This is a genomic window from Mycobacterium sp. Soil_C_30 (genome assembly GCF_057656995.1).
This window is the reverse complement of sequence record NZ_JBDGJH010000004.1, coordinates 405,464-425,876: the sequence shown is the minus strand read 5'-3', so window position 1 is coordinate 425,876 and position 20,413 is coordinate 405,464. Positions and strand designations below refer to the sequence as shown.

The window sequence follows — 20,413 nt, the reverse complement described above, 5'->3', positions numbered from 1 at the left end:
GTCCTACCATAGGTGTGGTACACACCACAAGGAGCTCTGCCAAGTTGCCCCAGCCACACCAATGGTCCTTGACGCACTTCATCACCCTCTGTATGGTCCGACCACAGGATGGTCGTCAGCACGGCGACCTGTCTTGAGCAGGAAAGAGATCTGATGGCCGCCGAGATGTTCTACGACGATGACGCCGACTTGTCGCTGATCCAGGGGAAGCGGGTGGCGGTCATCGGCTACGGCAGCCAGGGCCACGCGCAGGCGCTGTCGCTACGCGACAGTGGCGTCGACGTCCGCATCGGTTTGCAGTCGGGCTCCCGCAGCCGCACCAAGGCCGACGAAGAGGGCCTGCGCGTCCTGACGCCCGCAGCGGCCGCCGCCGAGGCCGACGTGATCGTCCTGCTGGTACCCGATCAACACCAGCGAACGCTGTACGCCCAGGAGATCGCCCCGGCACTCGAGGCGGGCAACGCGCTGGTGTTCAGCCACGGGTTCAACATCCGGTTCGGCTACATCACTCCCCCGGCCGGCGTCGATGTGTTCATGGTCGCGCCCAAGGGCCCCGGCCATCTGGTGCGGCGTGAGTACACCGACGGCCGCGGTGTGCCGGTGCTGGTGGCCGTGGAGCGGGACCATTCCGGACAGGCGTGGCCGCTGGCACTGTCGTACGCCAAAGCACTGGGCGGCCTGCGCGCCGGAGGCATCAAGACCACCTTCGCCGAGGAAACCGAGACCGATCTGTTCGGGGAGCAGTCCGTGTTGTGCGGTGGTGCTTCACAATTGGTGATGTACGGCTTCGAAACCCTGGTCGAGGCGGGTTACCAGCCGGAGGTCGCGTACTTCGAATGCCTGCACGAGCTCAAGTTGATCGTCGACCTGATGTACGAGGGCGGCATCGCCAAGCAACGCTGGTCATGCTCGGACACAGCCGAATTCGGCGATTACGTCTCGGGCCCGCGCGTCATCACCCCTGATGTCAAGGAACACATGAAGGAGGTTCTGGCCGACATCGTGGACGGCACCTTCGCCAAACGGTTCATCGACGACCAGGACGCCGGTGCGGGTGAATTCCGCACCCTGCGCGCCCAGGGCGAGCAGCATCCGATCGAAGCCACCGGCCGCGACCTCCGCGGCCTGATGGGTTGGATCCAGCAGCAGGACAACGACTATCAGGGCAGCCCGGCCCGGGCATGACGATGACCGACGGCAGTGCGGGTCCGCAGTCGATGAAGTCCACGCCCGTGGCCTGGAAGATCATCGTGGCCACCGAGGCGCCGTGGGTCGGCGAGGTCTACCACACCCGCCCGGGCAACCACCGGCACCGCTTCGATTCGCTCGAATCGTTCTGCGGCCAATTCTTGGCGGTCACCGGGTGGCCGTTGCATTCGGTATCCCCGGAACCGGCACCACACCCCATCGGCCGCCACTCTCTGAGCCCGAAGCTGCTACGCGAAAATGCCTCAGGCAAGCACAAATTCATCGTATCGGCCGACCAGCCGTGGACGGGTCAGGTGTATCGGACCCGGCCGGGGCTCGGCCGCCTGCACTTCACCACCTTCGAGGGGTTTCTCCGGTCGGTGGTGACCCTCACGGGCTGGACATTCGAGACGACGACGCCCCAGCGGATCAGCCAGCCCGCCTGAGACCGGCGTCTCGTCCGCCGTGGGTCAGCTGGCCGGCCGTCAGGTCTGCGGCCACCCCACCGTCACCCGCGGCGATCGCATCGATGATGGCGCTGTACTCGTCGGTGACGGCCGAGAGGTTCCCGATGAAGTCGTCCCAGCTCTCGAATTCGGTTGACCGGGTGCGCCGTTGAGCGTCCCGCAACGCCGCCATCAGCACCGCGGACAACCCGTTGCCGGAGGTCTGCACGATGCGGGTGTGGAAGGCCGCGTCGAGGTCGTTGAATGCGGCAGGGGTGCGAGCGGCCCGCATCTGGTTCACCAGGTTACGCAGGACGGCGATGTCCTCGGCAGTGGCGTTATCGGCAGCCTTGCGCGCCGCCAGGCGTTCGATGAGCAGCCGCACCTCGCCGAGATCTTCTGTACTGAAAGAGCCCAGCTGCAGGTGAATTCGTAGCACCATCGCCATACCGGCCACACTGTCTTTGACGATCCGTGATCCCGAGGCCGGACCGGTGCCGGTGCCCGCCTCCACCACACCGATGGCCTCGAGGATGCGCAGTGCTTCCCGCACCGCTCCGCGGCTGACCCCCAGCGCCTCGGCGAACTGGCGCTCAGGTGGCAGCCGGTCGCCGGCCTTCAGGGTGCCCAACACGAGGCGGTGCTCGATTTCAGCCACCACCTGCTCGTGGGTGCGCATGCGCGCCAAGGGCTTCCACTGTGCTGGTGAGATGTGCTCGGACGTAACGTCGGCCACGGTGTCCTCCTGCAGGGATTCGGCGTCCCTGATCGATGGATCTCAGCTGCGGACCGTCAGGTCTGACTTCACCCTCACCTCAGCGGGGTGTCACAGTAGCGCGACTGTGCTGGATTCTCACCAACTTCATCGGGCCCGCGGCAACCAGTCTAGAGCATGAAGAGCCGTCCGGATACCGCCCGTAGCTACTCGTGTCGCACCGGCAACGCCGACTTCAGCGCCGCCCGAAGGGCACTGGGCGTTTCCGGCCGCGCGCCTGCCGGCAGGAGGCCGTCGGCGATCAATTCCTCGCTGAAGGTGATGAGCCAGGGCATGCGCAGTTGGGCGGTCTTGATCAGTTCCGCGTCGCCGAAGATCGCCATCGGCCGGTCCTGCCGCGTGACCCCGTGATCGATCACCGCAATCGAGTCGGCCCAGTCCAACGCCAATGCGGTGTCGTGGGTGGACAGCGCGACGGTGGTGTCGGCCCGTTCCAGGTCGGCCAGTGTGGCGAACAACGCGTCGACCCCCGCCGGATCGACGCCCGCGGTGGGCTCGTCCAGCAGCAGCACACACGGTTGCATCGCGATCGCTCCCGCGATGGCGACCCTCTTGCGCTGCCCGAACGAAAGCTGGTGGGTGGGGCGGCTTCTGAGGTCTTCGATGCCCAGCAGCTTTAGCGCGCGATCGACGCGTTCCCGGATCTCGGTGGCCGACAACCCGAGATTGATCGGGCCATAGGCGACGTCTTCGGCGACATCGGCGGAGAACAGCTGATCGTCGGGGTCCTGGAAGACGAGCTGCACCGCTTGGCGGTGCTCGCGCAGACCTCGACGCGACCTGGCTATCGGGCGGCCGTCGAGGGTGATCGCCCCCGAGTCCGGCGCCAGTGTGCCCGCCAGGCACTGCAACAGGGTGCTCTTGCCGGATCCGTTGGCGCCCAACAGCGCGACCCGCGAGCCGGGAGCGATGTCGAGGTCGGCGCCGGCCAGTACCTCGGCACCGCGCAGATACCCGAAGTGCAGACCGGCCGCGGCCAGGTGTCGGTGGCTCATGGTCGCTTCCTCACACCAGCGCCAGTGACGTCACCGCGACGACGACGTTCGTCGCGGCCGCGGCGACCACGAAACGTGCTGAGATGGCCGGTTTCTCGGGGCGGGCCAGCGGCGCGCCCAGGTTGCGACCGCTGAGCCCGCGCTCCAGGGCGTGGCCGCGCTGCCAGGCCCGGACCAGGACGGCGGCGGTCATCAAGCCGGCCGAGCGCACCGACCGGGAGACACTCGAGTACCCGAGCCGGCCGACCTGCGATTTGCGCACCACCCCAATGGAATCCAACAGCAGGAAGATCATCCGGTACATCACGGTCACCACGTCCACGCAGGCCGAGGGCACCCCGATCCGGCGCAGGGAGTCGGTGAGGTCGCTCATCGGGGTGGTGGAGGCGAGCAACATCAGCGCCGCGGTGGCCGCCACGGCGCGGGCGACGGTCGCACACGCCCGCGTGATCGCCTCGGCGGAGGTCGTGAGGGTGGGGCCGGACGGATCCAGGCTCACCGCCGTGGACACCCCGGCAACGAGGATGAACACCATCGGGATGCTCAGCATCCGCAGCAGATGGGTGGCGGGCAGCCCGGCCAGGTGCGCCGCCGCCAGGGCGACCAGCAGCACCAGAGCGGCAGCGGGCCACGGGGGCAACACCACCGCGCACGCCAGGAGCCCGCCGCACAGGATCACCTTCTCCAGCACGGACCGGGACCGCCATCGGCTGTCCCAGGCCGCACTGTCGAGGCGTGATCCGATCAAGAGCGGTCGTCACCGGCGACGGGCGCGGTGGCTGGGGTGTTCCGTCGGCGCCGCAGCGCGCCCAGCGCATAACCGAATACACCCGCACCGAGTGCTGCCTGCAGCGCGAACAGTCCTGACTCGACTTCGGCGGACGGCGGCGCGAACACCTGCGCGAACCACGGCTCGTAATCCGGGTGGCCCTGTTCGATGGCCGTGACGGCGGTGGTGTCGGTGCCGACGAACGACTCTTCGGATTCGTCACCGGCGATGCTCTGGCCGATGGTCAGGCACACGATGAAGATGGCGGCTGCGGCGGCCAGCAGGCCGAGGTTGATCAGCCATGATCTCGTCGACTTCGGCGATTCAGACATCAGCAGCCTCCTGCCGCTTGGCGCCGAGCACCCCGAGTTGGGTCAGCTCCGGCTTGGCGACGCTGAGCAGCACCCGGAACACCACCACACCCAGCAGGCCTTCGATGACGGCCAGCGGAATCTGGGTCACTGCGAACACGGACAAGAACTTGACCAGTGCTCCCAGTACGCCGGACTGGGCATCGGGGAACGCCAGTGCCAGCTGGACCGACGTCGCACAGTAGGTCGACAGGTTGGCCGTCATCATCGCCATGAAGATGGCGGGCAGGATGCCCGCGCGGCGCGTCAGACGCCAGAACGCGTAACCGACCCAGGGCCCCACCACCGCCATCGAGAAGACGTTGGCGCCCAGCGTCGTGATACCGCCGTGGCCGAGGAGCAGCGCCTGGAACACCAGGACCACGGTTCCCAGGAAAGCCATCACCGGGGGCCGGAACAACACCGCACCCAGACCGGTGCCGGTGGGATGACTGGAGCTGCCCGTCAGCGACGGCAGCTTGATCGCGGAGAGTACGAAAGCGAACGCGCCGGCCGCGGCCAGCAACAGCCGCGATTCCGGGCGCTCCCGGACCTCCCGGACGACGGCTCGGGCGCCGTGAACGACAAATGGTGCGGCGGCAATGGTCCACGCCGCGGCGTGGACAGGGGGAAGGAATCCTTCAGCAATGTGCATGGGCCACGGTTCTCTCCTGCAGGAATCTCTGCGTTCCTGATCAATGGATTCGACTGCGGGCCCTCAGGTCTGACTTCACTCCCGAAGGGGTGTCACAGTAGCGCGACTGTGCTGGATTCACACCAGCTTCATCGAGCCCGCGTGGTTATGGTAGGGCATCACCTGAGTTTCAGGGCGATACCCGGGTTTCAGCCGGCCCAGCGCAGGCCGGTGAATCCGACGGCACGGTAGAAACCGACGATGTGATCGCCGACCAGTTGGCCCGCCTGCTCGCCGTTGCCCGCGGCGATGGCATCGACGATGGCGGCGTGTTCGTCGGTCAGCGTCTGCATGGTGGCAGCGGGGTCGTCCAGGCTCTCGAACGCGGTCACCATGGCGTCGCGAAGCGCCTCACGCATGGCGGCCATGAGCACCGCCGACAGCGCGTTGCCCGAGGCCCGCACGATCCGGATGTGGAAGGCCGCATCCAGGTCGTTGTAGGCGGCCGTGGTGTGCACGCCGTGCATCTGCTCGACCAGCTGCCGCAGTTCGCCGATGTCCTCGGCGGTGGCATGCTCGGCGGCGTTGCGGGCGGCCAGGCGCTCGATGAGCAGCCGGACCTCCACCAGGTCAGCCTGATTGAAGGAAGCCAGTTGCAGATGGATGCGCAACACCATCGCCATACCGGCGATGCTGTCCTTGACGATCATCGACCCCGACGAGGGCCCGGAGCCGGTGCCGGCCTCGACCACACCGATGGCCTCCAGGATCCGCAACGCCTCGCGCACCGCGCCGCGGCTGACGCCCAGAGCTTCAGCGAACTGCCGTTCTGGGGGCAACCGGTCCCCCGCCTTCAACGTGCCTGCGACCAGGCGGTTCTCGATCTCGGCCACCACCTGCTCGTGCGTGCGCATACGTGCCAGCGGCTTCCACTCGGACGGAGTTGCCTCGGACACGGTCGCACCTCTTCTTCTCGAGAAGACCTCTGAGGGGTTGATGGTACCGACCAACCGTCGGGTTTCCCGTGCAGTGGTCGGTACCATCTCGAATCCTCAGAACACCGGTGTTTCTTGGTAGCTGCCGAACACCTCACGCAGCGCACCGGTGATCTCGCCCATCGACAGGTGCGCGCGCACCGCTTCGATGGTCGCCGGCATCAGGTTGGCGTTCTCGTCACGGGCCACCGCGAGCAGGTTTTCCAGTGCGGCCTTGGCGCGCTCGGGGTCGCGGTCGGCCCGGGTCTTCTTGAGCCGCGCGATCTGACGGGCCTCGGACTCCGGGTCGAGCTGGTGGACCTCGATCTTCTGGTCTTCCTGCTCGTCGACGTACTTGTTGACGCCGATCACCGGACGGTCACCGGAGGCCTTGCGCTTGGCGTAGTCGTAGGCGCTGTCGGAGATCTCCTTCTGGAAGAACCCCTGCTCGATGGCCGGGACCACCCCGCCCATGGCCTCGACCTTGTCCATGTACTCCTGGATGCCCTTTTCGATCTCGTCGGTCAGGGCCTCGACGTAGTACGAGCCGCCGAGCGGGTCGATGACATTGGGGACATTGGTCTCGTCGGCGATGATCTGCTGGGTCCGCAGCGCGAGTTTCATCGCCATCTCGCTGGGGATGGTGTACGCCTCGTCGAGGCCGTTGGTGTGGATGGACTGCGCGCCACCGAGCACCGCCGACAGCGCCTGGATGGCGGTCCGGACGATGTTGACCATCGGCTGCGGCTTGGTCAGCGTCGCCGCCGCGGTCTGCGCGTGGAAACGCAGCCGCATCGAGTTGGGCTTCTTGGCCCCGAAGTGCTCCTTCATCATCTTGGCGTAGTAGCGGCGGACGGCCCGGAACTTGGCCACCTCTTCGAACATGTCGGCCTGGGAGACGAAGAAGAACGACAGGCGTGAGGCGAAGGTGTCCACATCGACACCGGCCTTGACCACATCTTCGACGTAGGCCTTGGTGATGGCCATGGTGAAGGCGACTTCCTGCACGGCGTTTCCGCCGGCCTCACTGATGTGGTAGCCGCTGATGTTGACGGGGTTGTAGCGCGCCATGTGCTCGGCACCGTAGGCGATACAGTCGCGCACGATGCGCATGCTCGGCCGCACCGGGAAGACCCATTCCTTCTGCGCGACATACTCTTTGAGGATGTCGTTCTGAATGGTGCCCGACAGCTTGTTGAGGTCCATGCCGCGGTCCTCGGCGACGGCGATGTACATCGCCAGCAGAATCCACGCCGACGGGTTGATGGTCATCGACACCGAGATGTTCTCCAGGTCGATGCCCTCGAACAGCGCGGCCATGTCGGGCAGCACGTCGACGGCCACACCTTCGCGGCCCACCTCGCCGAGGCTCATCTCGTCATCGCTGTCCAGGCCCATCAGTGTGGGCATGTCGAAGTCGACGGACAATCCGGTCTGGCCCTGGGCGATCAGGTACTGGAAACGCTTGTTGGTCTCCTCGGCCTGACCGAACCCGGCGATCTGACGCATCGTCCACTTACGGCCGCGGTACATCGTCGGGTAGGGCCCACGGGTGTAGGGGTACTGCCCGGGCAGGCCGATCTCTTCCCAGCTCTCCGGCAGGTCCTGCGGGCCGTAGACACGCTTGACCGGCATGCCCGAACCCGTCAGGTACTCGTCCTTGGCCTCGGGCGCGCGGGCGATGAAGTCGGCGAGCTCGTTGGCTTCCCACTGTTCGAGGTCCGTTTCGGCGCGCTTGCCCAACGCATCGGAGACGAGGCGCACTTCCTCGGGGATCGACTTTTCTTGAGAGGTCATGAGTTTCCTTTTCCTATGTCGGTGGGGTCTACGGCCATGGCGGTGAGCAGTCGGGCGGCGGACTGGCGCGGTTCCTCATCGCGTGCGATCAGGGTGTCCACCGCGGCGTCGAAGTCGGGGCGTCCGACGCGGAACTGGTCGGCGATCAGTGCCTCTGCCGCCCAACGGATCCGGGTGGCGGCATTGCGCCGCTCGACCTCCCGCAGCGCTCCGTTGTCCACCATCCAGGTGTGGTGCTTGGCCGTCTCGTCGATCAGGTCGGCCACCCCCTCGCCGGTGGTGGCGGTGACCTTCTTGATCGGCACGTCCCACTTGCCCGCGAAATTGTGTGCCAGCCGCAGTGATTCACGCAGCTGCTTGACCGTCAGATCCGCGCCCGGGCGGTCAGCCTTGTTGACCACGTGGATGTCGGCGATTTCGATCAGGCCGGCCTTGATCGCCTGGATGTCGTCACCCAGCCCGGGCACGCTGACCACCAACACGGAGTGGGCGACACTGATGACGTCGACCTCGGATTGGCCGACGCCGACGGTCTCGAGGATGATGACATCGAACCCCGCGGCATCCAGCAAGACGATGCCGTCGAGCACCGCGCGGGACAGGCCGCCGGTGGCACCACGCGAGGCCATCGACCGGATGAAGATGTTCTTGTCCCCGGCCAGCTCCGTCATGCGGATCCGGTCGCCGAGGATCGCTCCACCGGAGTAGGCGCTGGAGGGGTCGACGGCCAGGATCGCCACGCGCACACCACGATCGGCGTACTCGCGGGCCATCCGGGTCACCAGTGTGCTCTTGCCGCTGCCGGCGGGTCCGGTGATCCCCACGACGTGGGCCCGGCCGCTGTCCTTCCACACTTCGGCCAGCAGTTCGGCGGCCGCATCCGACCGGCTCTCGACCAGCGTCAGGCCGCGCGCCAGGGACACCTGCGACCCGGAGCGGATCCGCTCGGCCAGGCCGACCACCGGCGAGACGGTGGCGGTCTGGCTCATGATGTCGTCTCCCGGTCCAGTGACTCGAACAGGTTGCGGTCGTCGATGACCCGGCGTGCCTTGAACTCGGTGCGCTCGAACGTGTTCGGCGCCACGGTGGCGACCTTGGCGCCCACTCCGAGGACGGTGCGCAGATCTTCACCGACGCGCTTGATCCACACGTCCTGGCTCACGGTCGTCAGCGCGGCATCGAACTCGACCTGCACCAGCAGTTCGTCCATCGTCTTCTCGCGGGTGATGACGATGCGGTGCTCGCCGCCATAGCCCTCGGCGCGCATCACCACCTCGTCGATGGCATTGGGCTGCACATTCTCACCGCGGATCTGGAACATGTCGTCGATGCGGCCGTAGATGCCCTTGGGCAGGAACGGATAGGTCCGGCCCCGCGACGCGTCGGGGGCCTCCCAGCGGGTCAGGTCGTTCGACAGCAGCCGGATCATCGGCTGCGACGTGCGCTCCAGGGTGGTGTACACCGGGGTGCCTTCGCTGCCGTACGGGACGCGCAGCATGGTGCCCGGGTCGCACACCTCGGTGTAAACCAGGTCCTGCCAGGCGAATACGCCCGGCTCATTGCGGCTGGCACCGAGGTGCATCCACGGCGCCACCTCGCCCATGCTGCCGGAGTCGTAGACCTCGACATCGAAGGCGTCGATGATGCGCTGCCGGATCGCCGGCACGCTGGCCCCCGGTTCCCCGGAGAAGAACATCTTGCGCAGCCCGAGGCCGCGCGGGTCGATACCGTTCTCGACGGCCACCTCGGCCAGGCGAAGCGCGTACGAGGGCGTGCCGTAGAACACGGTGGCCGACATCTGCTGCATCCACTGCAAGGTGCGAAGGCTCTGGCCGGCGAACCCGGCGCCGAACGGAAACACGGCTGCGCCAAGACGTTCCGCGCCGCTGTAGGCGCCCCAGGAACCCCAGTACTGGGTCAACGGCGAGCCGATCAGCACCACATCACTGGGCCGGATACCCATCCCCCACATGACACGGGCGTGGGCGTTGGCCACTGCCACCCAGTCGTTCTGGCTGATCCCGAACGCCGTCGGGCGACCGGTGGTCCCGGAGGTTCCCTTGATGTGCGTGACATCGATGGGGTCGATGCACAGATAGCTGCCGTAGGGCTGGTGCTCGGCCTGGTCGGCGCGCAGCTCGTCCTTGTAGATCACCGGCACCCGCTCGAACTCTTCGAGCGAGGTGACGTCCCCGGGTTCCAGGCCGGCCGCCGACCACTTCTTGCGGTAGAACGGCGCATGCTCCCAGGCGTAGGTCATCAGCTGCTGGATCCGTTCGAGGATCTTCGCGTCGCGTTGCTCGGGATCCATGGTCTCCCGCACCGGGAACCAGTGCTCCTGGTCGGCCGGGGGCCGGTAGTCGGCGTCGTAACGCGGCGGCCAGCCCCATGACTCCATGTCGGGTTCTGGCGTGGCCATCAGTTGGTCGCCTCCACCGGAGCGCACGCCTTGATGGTCTCGACGATTTTCTCCGGGGTGGTGTCCTGCCCGAGCACGGCGGCCACACCCATCTTGTGGAGTTCGATCTCGTCCTCGTCGGGCATGACGCCGCCGGCGACGATGGCGAAGCGGGGCTTTTCCTCCATCTCGTCGATGATCTGGAAGATCTTGGTGAAGATGTGCATATGGGCGCCGGACAGCAGGCTCACGCCCAGTACGTCGACATCCTCCTGGGTCGCGGCCTCGACGACCTGCGCCGGGCTGCGGTGAAGTCCGGTGTAGATGACCTCCATACCCGCGTCACGCAGGGTGCGGGCGACGACCTTCACCCCGCGGTCATGTCCGTCGAGCCCGATCTTGGCAAGCATCACGCGGATGGGCAGCGCCGACGGTTGGTTCATGAATTTGCCTCTTCTGTGGGACGACCAATCTGTGGTTCTACCATAGACCGGGTACGGTGATGCACGCAACAACCGCGAGCCAAATCGGCGTCCCGCCACATCGACCTCTGATCAGGAAGGGGCAGTGATGCCGCATCCCTCCACCGACCCGGCGCTGCACATCGACGGGCACCTCGCCACGATCACGCTGCGCCGACCGAAGGCGATCAATGCGCTGCACCCGAAGGACGTGGAGATCCTGACGCCGATGCTGAAGCAGGTGGCCGCCGATGCGGACGTGCAGACCATCCTGTTACGCGGCGAAGGTGAGCGGGGCTTGTGCGCCGGCGGGGACATCAAAGAGGTCCGTTCGATGATCGAGTCCGGCAACCTGCACCACCTCGAGGCGTTCTGGTCGGCGGAGTACCGGATGGACCATCTGATTGCCACCTGCCCCAAACCGGTGGTGACGATCGCGCACGGACTGACGCTCGGCGCGGGCGTCGGGATGGCCTCCCACACCTCACACCGCCTGGTGACCGATTCGACGCGCCTCGGCATGCCGGAGGTGCTGATCGGCCTGTCCCCCGACGTCGGGGGCCTGTGGCTGTACTCGCGAGCACCCGGCCGCAGCGGAACCTTCGCCGCCCTGACCGCTGCACACCTGAGCGCCGGTGACGCCCTCTACATGGGCCTTGCCGACCACTACGTTCCCGAGCACGAACTCGACGGCGTCGTCGACCGTCTTCGCCGTGAGCCCGTCGACGAGGTGCTGCAGAAGTTCGACCATCAGCCGCCGTCGTGGGTGCAGGAACATCGGGACGTGATCGACTTTGCTTTCGGCGCAGGCACTCTCACCGAGATCGTGCAGCGCGCCGCGACCGCCGGCCTACCGACCGACGTACTGACGACGGCCGCTCCCACCGCACTCAACGTCGCCCGCGAGGCGCTGCGCCGGGCCGCCGCGATGACGGATCTGGCGCAATGCCTGCAGCAGGACCTGGTGGTGGGTCTGCACTGCGCGGCACACCCGGACATGGCCGAGGGTATCCGCGCCCGCGTCATCGACAAGGACCGCAACCCGCGCTGGCGTCCCGCCGGACTCGATGAGGTCACCGATGCCGACGTCGAGAAGTTCTTCCAGCCGGTCGGGACGCCGTTGGACGTTCCCGGTTGGTGATCCCGATCAGCGTGTCGAAGGCTGCCACCGCGCCGATGACGGTGATGGCCGGCGGCGACATGCCCGCTTGGGCCACTGCGGCCGCGATGTCGGCCAGCGTGCCGCGCACCAGGCGTTGTCCCACGAGGGTGCCGTTTTCGATTGTCGCAGCGGGAGTTTCGGGTGCCAGCCCGTGGCGCAGGAGTGCGGTGGTGATGGCGGGCAGTGTGGTGACGGCCATCAGGAACACCAGGGTGGTACCGGCCTTGGCCAGCGCGGCGTAATCGACCGTCGAGGCGGGGTCGTCCGGCGGCACATGGCCGGAGATCACCGTGACCCCCTGGGTGAGCCCGCGGTGCGTGGTGGGAATGCCCGCGACCGCGGGCACCGCCAACGCCGAACTGACACCGGGGATCACGGACACCTCGACACCGGCCTGGGCGCAGGCCAGCAGTTCTTCCCCGCCGCGCCCGAACAGGAAGCTGTCGCCGCCTTTGAGTCGCACCACGGTCTTGCCGTCGGTCGCGTGGTCGATGAGGATGCGATTGATTTCGTGCTGCGGAGTCGCCTTGCCGAACGGGATCTTGCCCACGTCGATCACCTCGATACCGGAGTCGAGATCGGCCAGTACCGACACCGGCCCCAGCCGGTCGGTCACCACCACATCGGCCGAGCGCAGCGTCTCCAACCCGGCGACAGTGAGCAGTTTGGGATCACCCGGGCCGCCCCCGACGAGAATCACCCGGCCGGTGTCGCGGTTGCCGCGCTGTCCCTCCCGGTCACGCCAGCACCAGATCCGTCGGTCCTCACACGCCGAGGCGATGCGGTCGTCCACCTCGGAGCAGCCTGTCGCCGCGATCGCAAGCCAGGTGTCCCGCAGGTCGGCGGCATCGAAATCGCGCCTGTGCCAGCTCACCAGTCCGCGGGCGGCCAGGTCGGTGATCGTCGCGCCGGCCTGCCGGCTCACCACCGTCACGTAGGCACCCGCCTGCGTCAACGCCGTCACGTGCCGCATCGCGACGCCGCCGCCCCCGAAAACCACTGCGGGACGGCCCATTACATCCAAGGTGAGCCGGTACCCAGGCGTCTCCGTGGCACCGACACCAGTTGTCGCGTCATCCAGCGCAGAAATCATGCGTTCCTCTCAGATGCGGGCGCCGCCGGGCACCCACAGCACGTCACCGTGCTCGCGGTTGCAGTAGCGCGCGAAGATGAAAAGCAGATCCGACAGGCGATTCAGGTAGGTCAGCGTCAGGCGGTTCATCGTGTCGCCGTGCTCGGCGCGGGCGGCCCAGGCCGCGCGTTCGGCACGACGGGCGACGGTCCGCGCGACGTGCAGATGGGCCGCCGCCGGCGAGCCGCCGTTGAGGATGAACGACCGCAGCGGTTCGAGCTGGTCGTTGTAGTGGTCGCACCACTTTTCGAGCCGGTCCACATACTCCTGCGTGACCCGTAGCGGGGGATGTTTCGGGTTGGCCACCACCGGCGTGCTGAGGTCGGCACCGACGTCGAAGAGGTCGTTCTGCACGTGGATCAGGACGGCGGCGACGTCATCGTCGAGGTCGCCGACGGCCAGCGCGACGCCGATGTGCGCGTTCGTCTCGTCGACGGTCGCGTAGGCCTCCAGCCTGGTGTCGAGTTTGGAGGTCTCACTCATATCGCCCAGGCGCGTGCTGCCGCCATCGCCGGTGCGGGTGTAAATGCGGGTGAGGTTCACCATGGCAGGAGGTCCCCGGCCACTGTCACCGACGTCGACATAAAGTCCTCCAGGAGATGGATGGCAGGGCCGCTCGCTCGCGGGCTCCGACGCGGAGCCTCAAGCCGACGCTTGGTTGACCACAGCGTGGTTCTACCATAGGTACAGTAGGGTGACCTGCGCAACATCCGGGAGGTGAATATGACTCAAGTCGGTTCAGCCGACGCGTCTGCCGAGGCGACGTCGACGATCACCCGCACTCGCGCCGACATGTGCCCCGGTGCGTGCCGGCCATGGCGGGCCGACGACGGACTTCTGGTCCGGCTGCGGCTGGTCGGCGGCCACCTGCCGGTCGGCGCGCTACGCCGCCTCCTGGAGGTCAGTCAGGTGTACGCCGACGGGCGAATCCACCTGACCACCCGCGCCAATCTCCAGATCCGCGGGCTGCCCGGGGACGACCGGCTGACACCGCCGGCCCTGTCCGCGCTGGAGTCGACGGGGCTTCTGCCGTCGGCCACGCACGAACTGGTCCGCAACATCCTGGCCTCACCGCAGACCGGTTACGCCGGCGGACGGGCCGATCTGCGCCCGGTGGCCCAGCGTCTCGATGCCGCGCTGCGCGCCGATCCGGCGCTGGCCCAGCTGCCCGGACGCTTCCTGTTCACCCTCGACGACGGCCGCGGGGACCTGATGACCCGCCTGACGGGGGCCGGACGGCGCGGAACCGACCTGGGGCTGGTCGCCCTCGACCACCGGGCAGGGCAGCTGCGGATCGGTGATCACTGGGGTGAAGTGGTGTCCCTGGACGAGGCCGCCCTGCACCTGGCCGGTCTCGCCACCGCGTTCCTGCGAGCCAGGGGCGCCGGCGCCGAAGCGCCGTGGCACCTGCGTGAGCTCACCGGACCACTGCGCACTCCGGCGACCCCGGACCGACGCCTGCCGCTGCCCGCCGCCCCGCTACGTCATGGCAACGTCGACGGTGGTATCCACGTGCATGTGCCTGACGGCATACTCCACCCTGTGCAGACCGAGGCATTACTTGAGCGCATCGACAGTCATGCCGCCACCGTCGTCGTCACCCCCTGGCACGGCATATTCGTCCCATCGGAGGAGAAACGATGACCAGAGCCGCCGACCAGCTGACGCGTCCCACCAAGCGCTACGACTACATCGATGACGGGCCGGCCATCTACGTCGATTCGTTCGCGACGATTCGCCGGGAGGCCGATCTGTCGGCCATCCCGGCCGAGGCCGAGAAGCTCGCGGTGCGGATGATCCATGGCACCGGCCAGCCGAACCTGGTGAAGGACTTGGCGATTCATCCCGATGTGGTGTCGGCCAGCCGCACCGCGCTCGCCGCGGGCGCGCCCATTCTGTGTGACGCCCACATGGTGGCCACCGGCGTCACCGCGAGCCGGCTGCCCGCCGGCAACGCCGTGCACTGCTTCCTGCACGACGAGCGGGTACCCGCCCTGGCGCGGACCTGGAGCACCACCCGCACCGCCGCCGCGGTCTCGTTGTGGGAACCCCTGATGGACGGCGCCGTCATCGCGATCGGCAACGCCCCCACCGCACTGTTCCACCTGCTGGAGATGCTGCTCGACGGCGCTCCCCGGCCCGCGGCCATCGTCGGCTGCCCCGTTGGATTCATCGGGGCCGCAGAGTCCAAGGAGGCGCTGATCTCGTTCGCCGACGACCACGGCATCGACATTCCGTACGTGACCATCCGCGGCCGGCTCGGCGGCTCGGCGATGACCTCATCGGCACTCAACGCGTTGACCTCGGAGGCAGAATGACCGGCAGCTTCTACGGCGTCGGACTGGGTCCCGGCGACCCCGAGCTGATCACCCTCAAGGCTGCCCGGCTCATCGGTGAGGCCGACGTCGTGGCCTACCACGCGGGGGTCAACAAGAGGTCCTATGCGCGCAGCATCGCCGCCGACCTGATTCGCGACGGGGTGATCGAAGAGGAACTGCGCTACCCCGTCACCACCGGAACCACCGATCACCCCGGCGGCTACGCCGGCGCGCTCGCCGATTTCTACGAGGAGTCGGCCGCCCGGTTGGCCACCCACCTGGCCGCAGGCCGGTCCGTGGTACTGCTGGCCGAGGGCGACCCGCTTTTCTACGGCTCGTACATGTACATGCACGACCGGCTCAGCGCCGACTACCCCACCGAGGTGGTTCCCGGTGTGCCCGCATTCGTCGCCGCCACCGCCGCCACCGCCTCACCCCTGGTCCGCCAGACCGATGTCCTGACCGTCCTGCCGGGCACGCTGCCCGAGGCCGAGCTCGCGCGCCGCCTCGCTGACACCGACGGTGCCATCATCATGAAACTGGGCCGCACCTTTCCCGCGGTGCGCCGGGCACTGGCGTCGGCCGGGCGGCTGGCGCACGCGATGTACATCGAACGCGCCAGCCATCCCGAACAGCGGTGGATGCCGGTGGCCGACGTCGACGAAGCTTCGGTGCCCTACCTGTCACTGATCGTCGTCAACGGCGATTCGGTCAACGGGCAGCGCACCCGGCGCCCCGGTGAACTGGTCGCAGAAGTCGCGACGCCCTGCGTGGAGACCGCCGCCGAACTTCTGGTCATCGGCTTGGGCCCCGGCCCGCAGGACTGGCTGACCCCCGAGGCCACCGCCGCGCTGGCCGAGGTGAACCACGTGGTCGGTTACGCCCCCTACGTCTCCCGGGTGCCGCAGCGAGAAGGCTTGCAGCGGCACGCATCCGGCAACACCGTCGAAGTGGACCGCGCCCGCTTCGCACTGGATCTGGCGAGTCGCGGCGAGAAGGTGGCCGTGGTGTCCGGCGGCGACGCTGGCGTCTTTGGGATGGCCTCGGCGGTGTTCGAAGCCGCCGACGATCCCCAATTCGCCCATGTACCGGTGCGGGTGCTGCCCGCCGTGTCCGCCGTCCAGGCCGTCGCGGCCCGCGCCGGCGCACCGATCGGCGCGGACTTCGCCGTCGTCAGCCTGTCCGACCGGCTCAAACCGTGGTCGGTCATCGAGGCCCGCCTGCGCGCGATCGCCGAGGCCGACCTGGTGCTCGCCATCTACAACCCCGCCTCCCGCACCCGCCCGGACCAGATCGCCGTCGCCCGTAAAGTGTTGCTGGAACACCGAAGTGCCGACACGGTGGTGACCATCGGCCGCGACGTGGGCCGCGCCGAGGAATCGCTGACCGTCACCACGCTCGGCGAGCTGGACACCGACACCATCGACATGAAGTGCCTGCTGCTGATCGGCGCCTCGTCGACCCGGGTCACCGACGCAGGCCGGGTCTGGACACCGCGGTGGGTCCGGTGAACTCGCCGGTGCAGTTCGTCGGCGCGGGACCCGGTGCTGCCGACCTGCTGACCGTCCGCGCGGTGCGACTGCTCGGCGAGGCCGACACGGTACTCTACCCGGGCACCTACCTCGACCCCGCGGTCCTCGAGAGCTGTTCCCCGACAGCCGATCTGGTGGACACTCAGGATCTCGACCTGGATGCGATCATCGCCCGGATCGTCACCGCGCATCAAGCCGGGAAACGGGTGGTGCGCCTGGTATCCGGCGATCCGACGATCTTCAGCGCGGTGTCCGAGCAGACCCGCCGCCTCGACGCCGCAGGCGTGCCGTGGGCGGTGACACCGGGGGTGCCCGCCTACGCCGCGGCCGCCGCGCGAGTGGGCCGGGAACTGACCGTCCCGTTGGTCACGCAGTCGGTGGTGCTCACCCGCACCCAGCAGCGCTCGACGGCCATGCCGGAGTCCGAATCACTGGCGGCCTTCGCGGCCACCCAGGCCACCCTGGTGCTGCACCTGGCCATCACCCGCACCCGCGAGCTGATGACCGAACTGGCACCGTCATACGGGCCGGACTGCCCCGTCGTCGTCGTCTACCGCGCCTCACAACCCTCCGAGGTCGTTCTGCGTGGCACCGTCGCCGATATCGCCGACCAGGTGGACGAGGCCGGATTACGCCAGGCCGCAGTCATTCTGGTGGGCCGGGCCCTGGCGATGCGCCCGGACAGCTGCGCCGGCGACAGTCATCTCTACGACCCTCAGCGCGACCGCACCCGCACACACGTGGGCGGCCGCCTGTGAGCGCTCCGGCACAGCATGCCACCGCCGGCCTCTACGACATCATCCACCGTCGCCGCGACACCCGCCGGGAGTTCACCGGCCAACCGGTGGCTGCTGACGTGCTCGACCGGGTCCTGTCCGCCGCCCACGCCGCGCCGTCGGTGGGCATGTCGCAGCCGTGGGATTTCGTCCTGGTCCGCTCACCGGAGACGCTGGCGGCCTTCCGTGACCACGTAGCCGTCGAACGCCAGGTCTTCGCCTCTTCGCTGTCCGAGGAGCGCGCAGAGACCTTCGCGCGCATCAAGGTCGAGGGCATCTGCGAGTCCGGGCTGGGGATCGTGGTGGGTTACGACCCCACTCGAGGTGGCCCCCACGTGCTGGGACGGCACGCCATCGATGACGCCGGCCTGTATTCGGTGGTGTGCGCGATCCAGAATCTGTGGCTGGCCGCTACGGCGGAAAAACTTGGGGTGGGCTGGGTTTCGTTCTATCGCGAGGAATACTTGCGCGCCCTGGTCGGCATGCCGGCACACGTGCGCCCGGTCGCGTGGCTGTGCGTGGGTCAGGTGGCCGACCTGCCCGACACCCCGGATCTGGAGCGCTACGGGTGGCGCGGACGCGCTCCTGTGCACACCGTTGTGCACCAGGAGCGCTACACGCCGCGCTAGTTCTGCCAAGCTCGCCGTTCAGGTCAGAAGGGCGGTGGGTCGTTGGGGTCGGCGTTTTGGGTGTGGTCTCCGAAGAAGAGGCGGTAGCCCCAGTCGTCTTTGGGGGCGGCTGCGCGGCGGGTGGGGGTGCCACCGCTGGCGCGGTGGGCAGCGTTGAGTGCGCGCTCTGCGGCGATGCGGTAGGCGCGGTCTTTGGCCTTGGTGCGTTTTCGTTTCGGCATCTTCACCGACTTGTCGGCGGCCGCCTCTTGTCTCGGGCTGCCCCGCTGCACCGGCGCCGAGCTGGTGTTCACGCCCGGGAACAGGATGCGGCTCAGCGGGATGCTGGTGTAGGTGTGGCCGGTGGGGGTGGTGAAGAGGACGGTGCCATCTGGCTGTTGGACTTCCGACCAGCCGTCACGGAAGGTTTTGATCAGGTGGTGATGGCGGCAGTGGCCCTTAAGGTTGGAGGCATGCGTGGGCCCGCCCTCGCCCCAGGGGATGGTGTGGTCGAGGTCGGCGTCGCGAATGGGTCGGTCGCAACCCGGGACCCGGCAGGTCAGGTCGCGGGCTTGTACGAATTCGCGGTCCGCGGCGCGGCTGCGGTAGCTCTCGGTCGGGTCGACCGCCGGGGCCTTGATGTGCCGGACTTCGGCGCCGGCGGCGATCAGGGCTGCGATCAACGCATTCGGCACCACCCCGTAGCCGGGGATGAACCCCGGCACCGTGCCCGTCTTGGGAGCCGTTGGGGCGGAAATGGTTTCGTCAGCCGCTGGCGCTTCTGGTGCCGCGGGCTCTGACCCGGGCTCATCCGTCTCGGTTACCGCCGCGCCTGCGTGAGTGGTTTCGCCGGCGGTAGGAGCCGCGCAGTGCCGCGGCGGAGACGAGTGCGGCTGCTGGCCGGAGTCGGGTCCGGTTTCGGCGGCGGTCCCCTGAGCGTCGTGATCGGTGTCGGTCTGTGCGTTCGGGGTCGGCTCGTCGGGCGGATCGGCGGCCTCGGACTGGTCGACCTCCGCAGCCGCAGGCTTGGTGTCCCTGGTGCGGTATGTGATGGTGACGTTCGTGGGCCCGACGGGGAACACGCCTTCGCCGTGGATCAACGGATCGGGATCACCCTCCAGCACAGGGGCATCGGCGTAGATGTGCACCACGAACCGCGAGGCCACCCCGTCCTCGACGGCCGCCGGGCAGATCTCAGACCCGCACAAGCATTTCAGGTGATCAGCATCGGCGCCGAGGGCTTCGGCGGCATCGGCGAGCCGCTGATCCAAGGTGCGGGGATCATTGGGGCACACCGCTTTGGCCATGGTGCGCAGTTTGCCCATCAGCAGGGCGCCGCCGGGTTTGGTCAACCGCATCGTGAGGGTGGTGATGCCGGCCTTGTCGTCGGTGTGCTCCACGGTGACCCCACGCCCGCGGACGGTGTTACGGACCCGCCGCACCGCATCCGGGTCGAACCGTTCGACCCACACATCGACGGCGTTCTTCAACTTGTAGTACGACAGCCCACTCCACCCGCACGTGGTGGCGGCCTCGACACACGCGGAATCAATGGCGGCCAGCGCCTGCTCGTCGACCACCAAGAACGTGCGTTCCACCACGGTGGCCATCACTCGCAACGAAATCTCTCCTCGGTGAAACAGGGCGGCGAGTTGGGGGAAGCGGTCTCGCATCGCCGCGCCGACTTGTAGATCGTTGAACGCCCAGCGCGCCGAGATGCCGAACGCGATCCCCATCTGGGCCACCACATCGTCTTCGGCGTCGATGGCACACAAACCGGCGTCCTCGGCGGCGTCGGCCAGGAACACCGCTGCCCACTCTGCCAGCGCCGCCAGACGCTGTGCTTCCGCGGCGGCGGCCACCCGAGCCCAGCCCACCGCGGCATCGACGACCGGGGCGGCATCACTGCCACCTCGCAACTCGTCGATCATCGTCGGCAACTGGGGGAACATGCCCCGACCATACCGACCACCACCGACAAAAAACCTTCACGAAAAGGTAAGCCGCAGAACGCTTTTACTGTCGCTCAATTGTCGCGCCCAGGCGGGCACAACGGCCCGGGCTCCAGTCCCGTCGGTCTGGCGACGCGAGCCCAGGT

Annotated in this window: 21 protein-coding genes and 1 riboswitch; of the genes, 8 read left to right on the top strand and 13 right to left on the bottom strand. The window is 67.8% G+C overall.

The annotated features are described in order from the left end of the window. Window positions 1–108 precede the first annotated feature (108 nt). Both ilvC and AC3A6P_RS10220 read left to right on the top strand, forming a co-directional pair. Window positions 109–1,185, top strand: a complete 1,077-nt coding sequence (ilvC, locus tag AC3A6P_RS10225; RefSeq protein ID WP_487691301.1) for a ketol-acid reductoisomerase — start codon at window positions 109–111, stop codon at window positions 1,183–1,185. Then, window positions 1,182–1,634, top strand: coding sequence for a hypothetical protein (locus AC3A6P_RS10220; RefSeq protein ID WP_487691299.1), 453 nt, complete (start codon window positions 1,182–1,184; stop codon window positions 1,632–1,634). Before ilvC ends, AC3A6P_RS10220 begins: the two co-directional genes overlap by 4 nt. On the opposite strand, the gene AC3A6P_RS10215 is transcribed toward AC3A6P_RS10220, so the two are convergent. The 10 genes from AC3A6P_RS10215 to AC3A6P_RS10170 all read right to left on the bottom strand — a co-directional run bounded on the left by AC3A6P_RS10215 (window position 1,618) and on the right by AC3A6P_RS10170 (window position 10,769). Next, a complete protein-coding gene (locus tag AC3A6P_RS10215; protein ID WP_487691298.1) occupies window positions 1,618–2,370 on the bottom strand; it encodes a FadR/GntR family transcriptional regulator in 753 nt (250 codons plus the stop codon). The two genes, AC3A6P_RS10220 and AC3A6P_RS10215, sit on opposite strands and share 17 nt — an antisense overlap. A 185-nt stretch (window positions 2,371–2,555) precedes the next feature. After that, window positions 2,556–3,404, bottom strand: a complete 849-nt coding sequence (locus tag AC3A6P_RS10210; RefSeq protein ID WP_487691296.1) for an energy-coupling factor ABC transporter ATP-binding protein — start codon at window positions 3,402–3,404, stop codon at window positions 2,556–2,558. Between the two features lie 10 nt (window positions 3,405–3,414). Then, entirely contained in the window at window positions 3,415–4,152 is a 738-nt protein-coding gene (cbiQ, locus tag AC3A6P_RS10205; RefSeq protein WP_487691294.1) for a cobalt ECF transporter T component CbiQ, read from the bottom strand. Beyond that, window positions 4,149–4,505, bottom strand: coding sequence for an energy-coupling factor ABC transporter substrate-binding protein (locus AC3A6P_RS10200; RefSeq protein WP_487691292.1), 357 nt, complete (start codon window positions 4,503–4,505; stop codon window positions 4,149–4,151). Before AC3A6P_RS10200 ends, cbiQ begins: the two co-directional genes overlap by 4 nt. Further along, complete coding sequence (locus AC3A6P_RS10195) at window positions 4,498–5,178, bottom strand: energy-coupling factor ABC transporter permease (RefSeq protein WP_487691290.1); 681 nt, start codon at window positions 5,176–5,178, stop codon at window positions 4,498–4,500. Before AC3A6P_RS10195 ends, AC3A6P_RS10200 begins: the two co-directional genes overlap by 8 nt. 55 nt (window positions 5,179–5,233) lie before the next feature. Continuing rightward, window positions 5,234–5,319, bottom strand: a riboswitch (adenosylcobalamin (AdoCbl) riboswitch). A 47-nt stretch (window positions 5,320–5,366) separates the two neighbouring features. Then, window positions 5,367–6,113, bottom strand: a complete 747-nt coding sequence (locus AC3A6P_RS10190) for a FadR/GntR family transcriptional regulator (protein ID WP_487691289.1) — start codon at window positions 6,111–6,113, stop codon at window positions 5,367–5,369. Between the two features lie 96 nt (window positions 6,114–6,209). After that, window positions 6,210–7,928 (bottom strand): methylmalonyl-CoA mutase family protein, encoded by a 1,719-nt coding sequence (locus tag AC3A6P_RS10185; RefSeq protein WP_487691287.1) that lies wholly within the window; start codon window positions 7,926–7,928, stop codon window positions 6,210–6,212. Beyond that, on the bottom strand, window positions 7,925–8,917 hold the full coding sequence (meaB, locus tag AC3A6P_RS10180; RefSeq protein ID WP_487691285.1) for a methylmalonyl Co-A mutase-associated GTPase MeaB: 993 nt from the start codon (window positions 8,915–8,917) through the stop codon (window positions 7,925–7,927). Before meaB ends, AC3A6P_RS10185 begins: the two co-directional genes overlap by 4 nt. Beyond that, window positions 8,914–10,347 (bottom strand): phenylacetate--CoA ligase family protein, encoded by a 1,434-nt coding sequence (locus AC3A6P_RS10175; protein WP_487691283.1) that lies wholly within the window; start codon window positions 10,345–10,347, stop codon window positions 8,914–8,916. The genes meaB and AC3A6P_RS10175 overlap by 4 nt, the downstream gene beginning before the upstream one ends. Beyond that, a complete protein-coding gene (locus AC3A6P_RS10170; RefSeq protein WP_487691281.1) occupies window positions 10,347–10,769 on the bottom strand; it encodes a cobalamin B12-binding domain-containing protein in 423 nt (140 codons plus the stop codon). Before AC3A6P_RS10170 ends, AC3A6P_RS10175 begins: the two co-directional genes overlap by 1 nt. A 127-nt stretch (window positions 10,770–10,896) precedes the next feature. On the opposite strand from AC3A6P_RS10170, the gene AC3A6P_RS10165 reads away from it, so the two are divergent. Further along, complete coding sequence (locus tag AC3A6P_RS10165; protein ID WP_487691280.1) at window positions 10,897–11,928, top strand: enoyl-CoA hydratase/isomerase family protein; 1,032 nt, start codon at window positions 10,897–10,899, stop codon at window positions 11,926–11,928. Here the strand turns inward: AC3A6P_RS10165 and cobA are convergent. Beyond that, window positions 11,861–13,042, bottom strand: a complete 1,182-nt coding sequence (cobA, locus tag AC3A6P_RS10160; protein ID WP_487691278.1) for a uroporphyrinogen-III C-methyltransferase — start codon at window positions 13,040–13,042, stop codon at window positions 11,861–11,863. The two genes, AC3A6P_RS10165 and cobA, sit on opposite strands and share 68 nt — an antisense overlap. 9 nt (window positions 13,043–13,051) lie before the next feature. Further along, on the bottom strand, window positions 13,052–13,627 hold the full coding sequence (locus tag AC3A6P_RS10155; protein ID WP_487691276.1) for a cob(I)yrinic acid a,c-diamide adenosyltransferase: 576 nt from the start codon (window positions 13,625–13,627) through the stop codon (window positions 13,052–13,054). A gap of 177 nt (window positions 13,628–13,804) precedes the next feature. Between AC3A6P_RS10155 and AC3A6P_RS10150 the strand changes: the two genes are divergently transcribed. Genes AC3A6P_RS10150 through bluB form a run of 5 tightly spaced genes read left to right on the top strand, consistent with a single transcriptional unit; the run spans window position 13,805 to window position 18,336 of the window. Further along, window positions 13,805–14,725: a nitrite reductase gene (locus AC3A6P_RS10150; RefSeq protein WP_487691274.1), complete on the top strand. Its 921-nt coding sequence runs from the start codon at window positions 13,805–13,807 to the stop codon at window positions 14,723–14,725. Then, the gene (locus AC3A6P_RS10145) at window positions 14,722–15,399 is read left to right on the top strand and encodes a precorrin-8X methylmutase (protein WP_487691272.1); all 678 of its coding nucleotides are present in this window, start codon (window positions 14,722–14,724) and stop codon (window positions 15,397–15,399) included. Before AC3A6P_RS10150 ends, AC3A6P_RS10145 begins: the two co-directional genes overlap by 4 nt. Further along, a complete protein-coding gene (locus tag AC3A6P_RS10140) occupies window positions 15,396–16,910 on the top strand; it encodes a precorrin-2 C(20)-methyltransferase (protein ID WP_487691270.1) in 1,515 nt (504 codons plus the stop codon). The genes AC3A6P_RS10145 and AC3A6P_RS10140 overlap by 4 nt, the downstream gene beginning before the upstream one ends. Beyond that, window positions 16,907–17,689: a precorrin-4 C(11)-methyltransferase gene (cobM, locus tag AC3A6P_RS10135; RefSeq protein WP_487691268.1), complete on the top strand. Its 783-nt coding sequence runs from the start codon at window positions 16,907–16,909 to the stop codon at window positions 17,687–17,689. Before AC3A6P_RS10140 ends, cobM begins: the two co-directional genes overlap by 4 nt. Continuing rightward, window positions 17,686–18,336: a 5,6-dimethylbenzimidazole synthase gene (gene bluB, locus AC3A6P_RS10130; protein WP_487691266.1), complete on the top strand. Its 651-nt coding sequence runs from the start codon at window positions 17,686–17,688 to the stop codon at window positions 18,334–18,336. Before cobM ends, bluB begins: the two co-directional genes overlap by 4 nt. Window positions 18,337–18,359: 23 nt before the next feature. Here bluB and AC3A6P_RS10125 read toward each other — a convergent pair whose 3' ends face one another. Beyond that, on the bottom strand, window positions 18,360–20,267 hold the full coding sequence (locus AC3A6P_RS10125) for an HNH endonuclease signature motif containing protein (protein ID WP_487691264.1): 1,908 nt from the start codon (window positions 20,265–20,267) through the stop codon (window positions 18,360–18,362). Between the last annotated feature and the right edge of the window lie 146 nt (window positions 20,268–20,413).

Coding starts and splice junctions, on each gene's coding strand:
- AC3A6P_RS10220 (WP_487691299.1), top strand. CDS start 1,182: ATGACGATGACCGACGGCAGTGCGGGTCCGCAGTCGATGAAGTCCACG.
- AC3A6P_RS10140 (WP_487691270.1), top strand. CDS start 15,396: ATGACCGGCAGCTTCTACGGCGTCGGACTGGGTCCCGGCGACCCCGAG.
- AC3A6P_RS10170 (WP_487691281.1), bottom strand. CDS start 10,769: ATGAACCAACCGTCGGCGCTGCCCATCCGCGTGATGCTTGCCAAGATC.
- AC3A6P_RS10185 (WP_487691287.1), bottom strand. CDS start 7,928: ATGACCTCTCAAGAAAAGTCGATCCCCGAGGAAGTGCGCCTCGTCTCC.
- ilvC (WP_487691301.1), top strand. CDS start 109: ATGGTCGTCAGCACGGCGACCTGTCTTGAGCAGGAAAGAGATCTGATG.
- AC3A6P_RS10165 (WP_487691280.1), top strand. CDS start 10,897: ATGCCGCATCCCTCCACCGACCCGGCGCTGCACATCGACGGGCACCTC.
- AC3A6P_RS10150 (WP_487691274.1), top strand. CDS start 13,805: ATGACTCAAGTCGGTTCAGCCGACGCGTCTGCCGAGGCGACGTCGACG.
- AC3A6P_RS10125 (WP_487691264.1), bottom strand. CDS start 20,267: ATGTTCCCCCAGTTGCCGACGATGATCGACGAGTTGCGAGGTGGCAGT.
- AC3A6P_RS10200 (WP_487691292.1), bottom strand. CDS start 4,505: ATGTCTGAATCGCCGAAGTCGACGAGATCATGGCTGATCAACCTCGGC.
- cobA (WP_487691278.1), bottom strand. CDS start 13,042: ATGATTTCTGCGCTGGATGACGCGACAACTGGTGTCGGTGCCACGGAG.
- AC3A6P_RS10155 (WP_487691276.1), bottom strand. CDS start 13,627: ATGGTGAACCTCACCCGCATTTACACCCGCACCGGCGATGGCGGCAGC.
- AC3A6P_RS10210 (WP_487691296.1), bottom strand. CDS start 3,404: ATGAGCCACCGACACCTGGCCGCGGCCGGTCTGCACTTCGGGTATCTG.
- AC3A6P_RS10145 (WP_487691272.1), top strand. CDS start 14,722: ATGACCAGAGCCGCCGACCAGCTGACGCGTCCCACCAAGCGCTACGAC.
- meaB (WP_487691285.1), bottom strand. CDS start 8,917: ATGAGCCAGACCGCCACCGTCTCGCCGGTGGTCGGCCTGGCCGAGCGG.
- AC3A6P_RS10195 (WP_487691290.1), bottom strand. CDS start 5,178: ATGCACATTGCTGAAGGATTCCTTCCCCCTGTCCACGCCGCGGCGTGG.
- AC3A6P_RS10175 (WP_487691283.1), bottom strand. CDS start 10,347: ATGGCCACGCCAGAACCCGACATGGAGTCATGGGGCTGGCCGCCGCGT.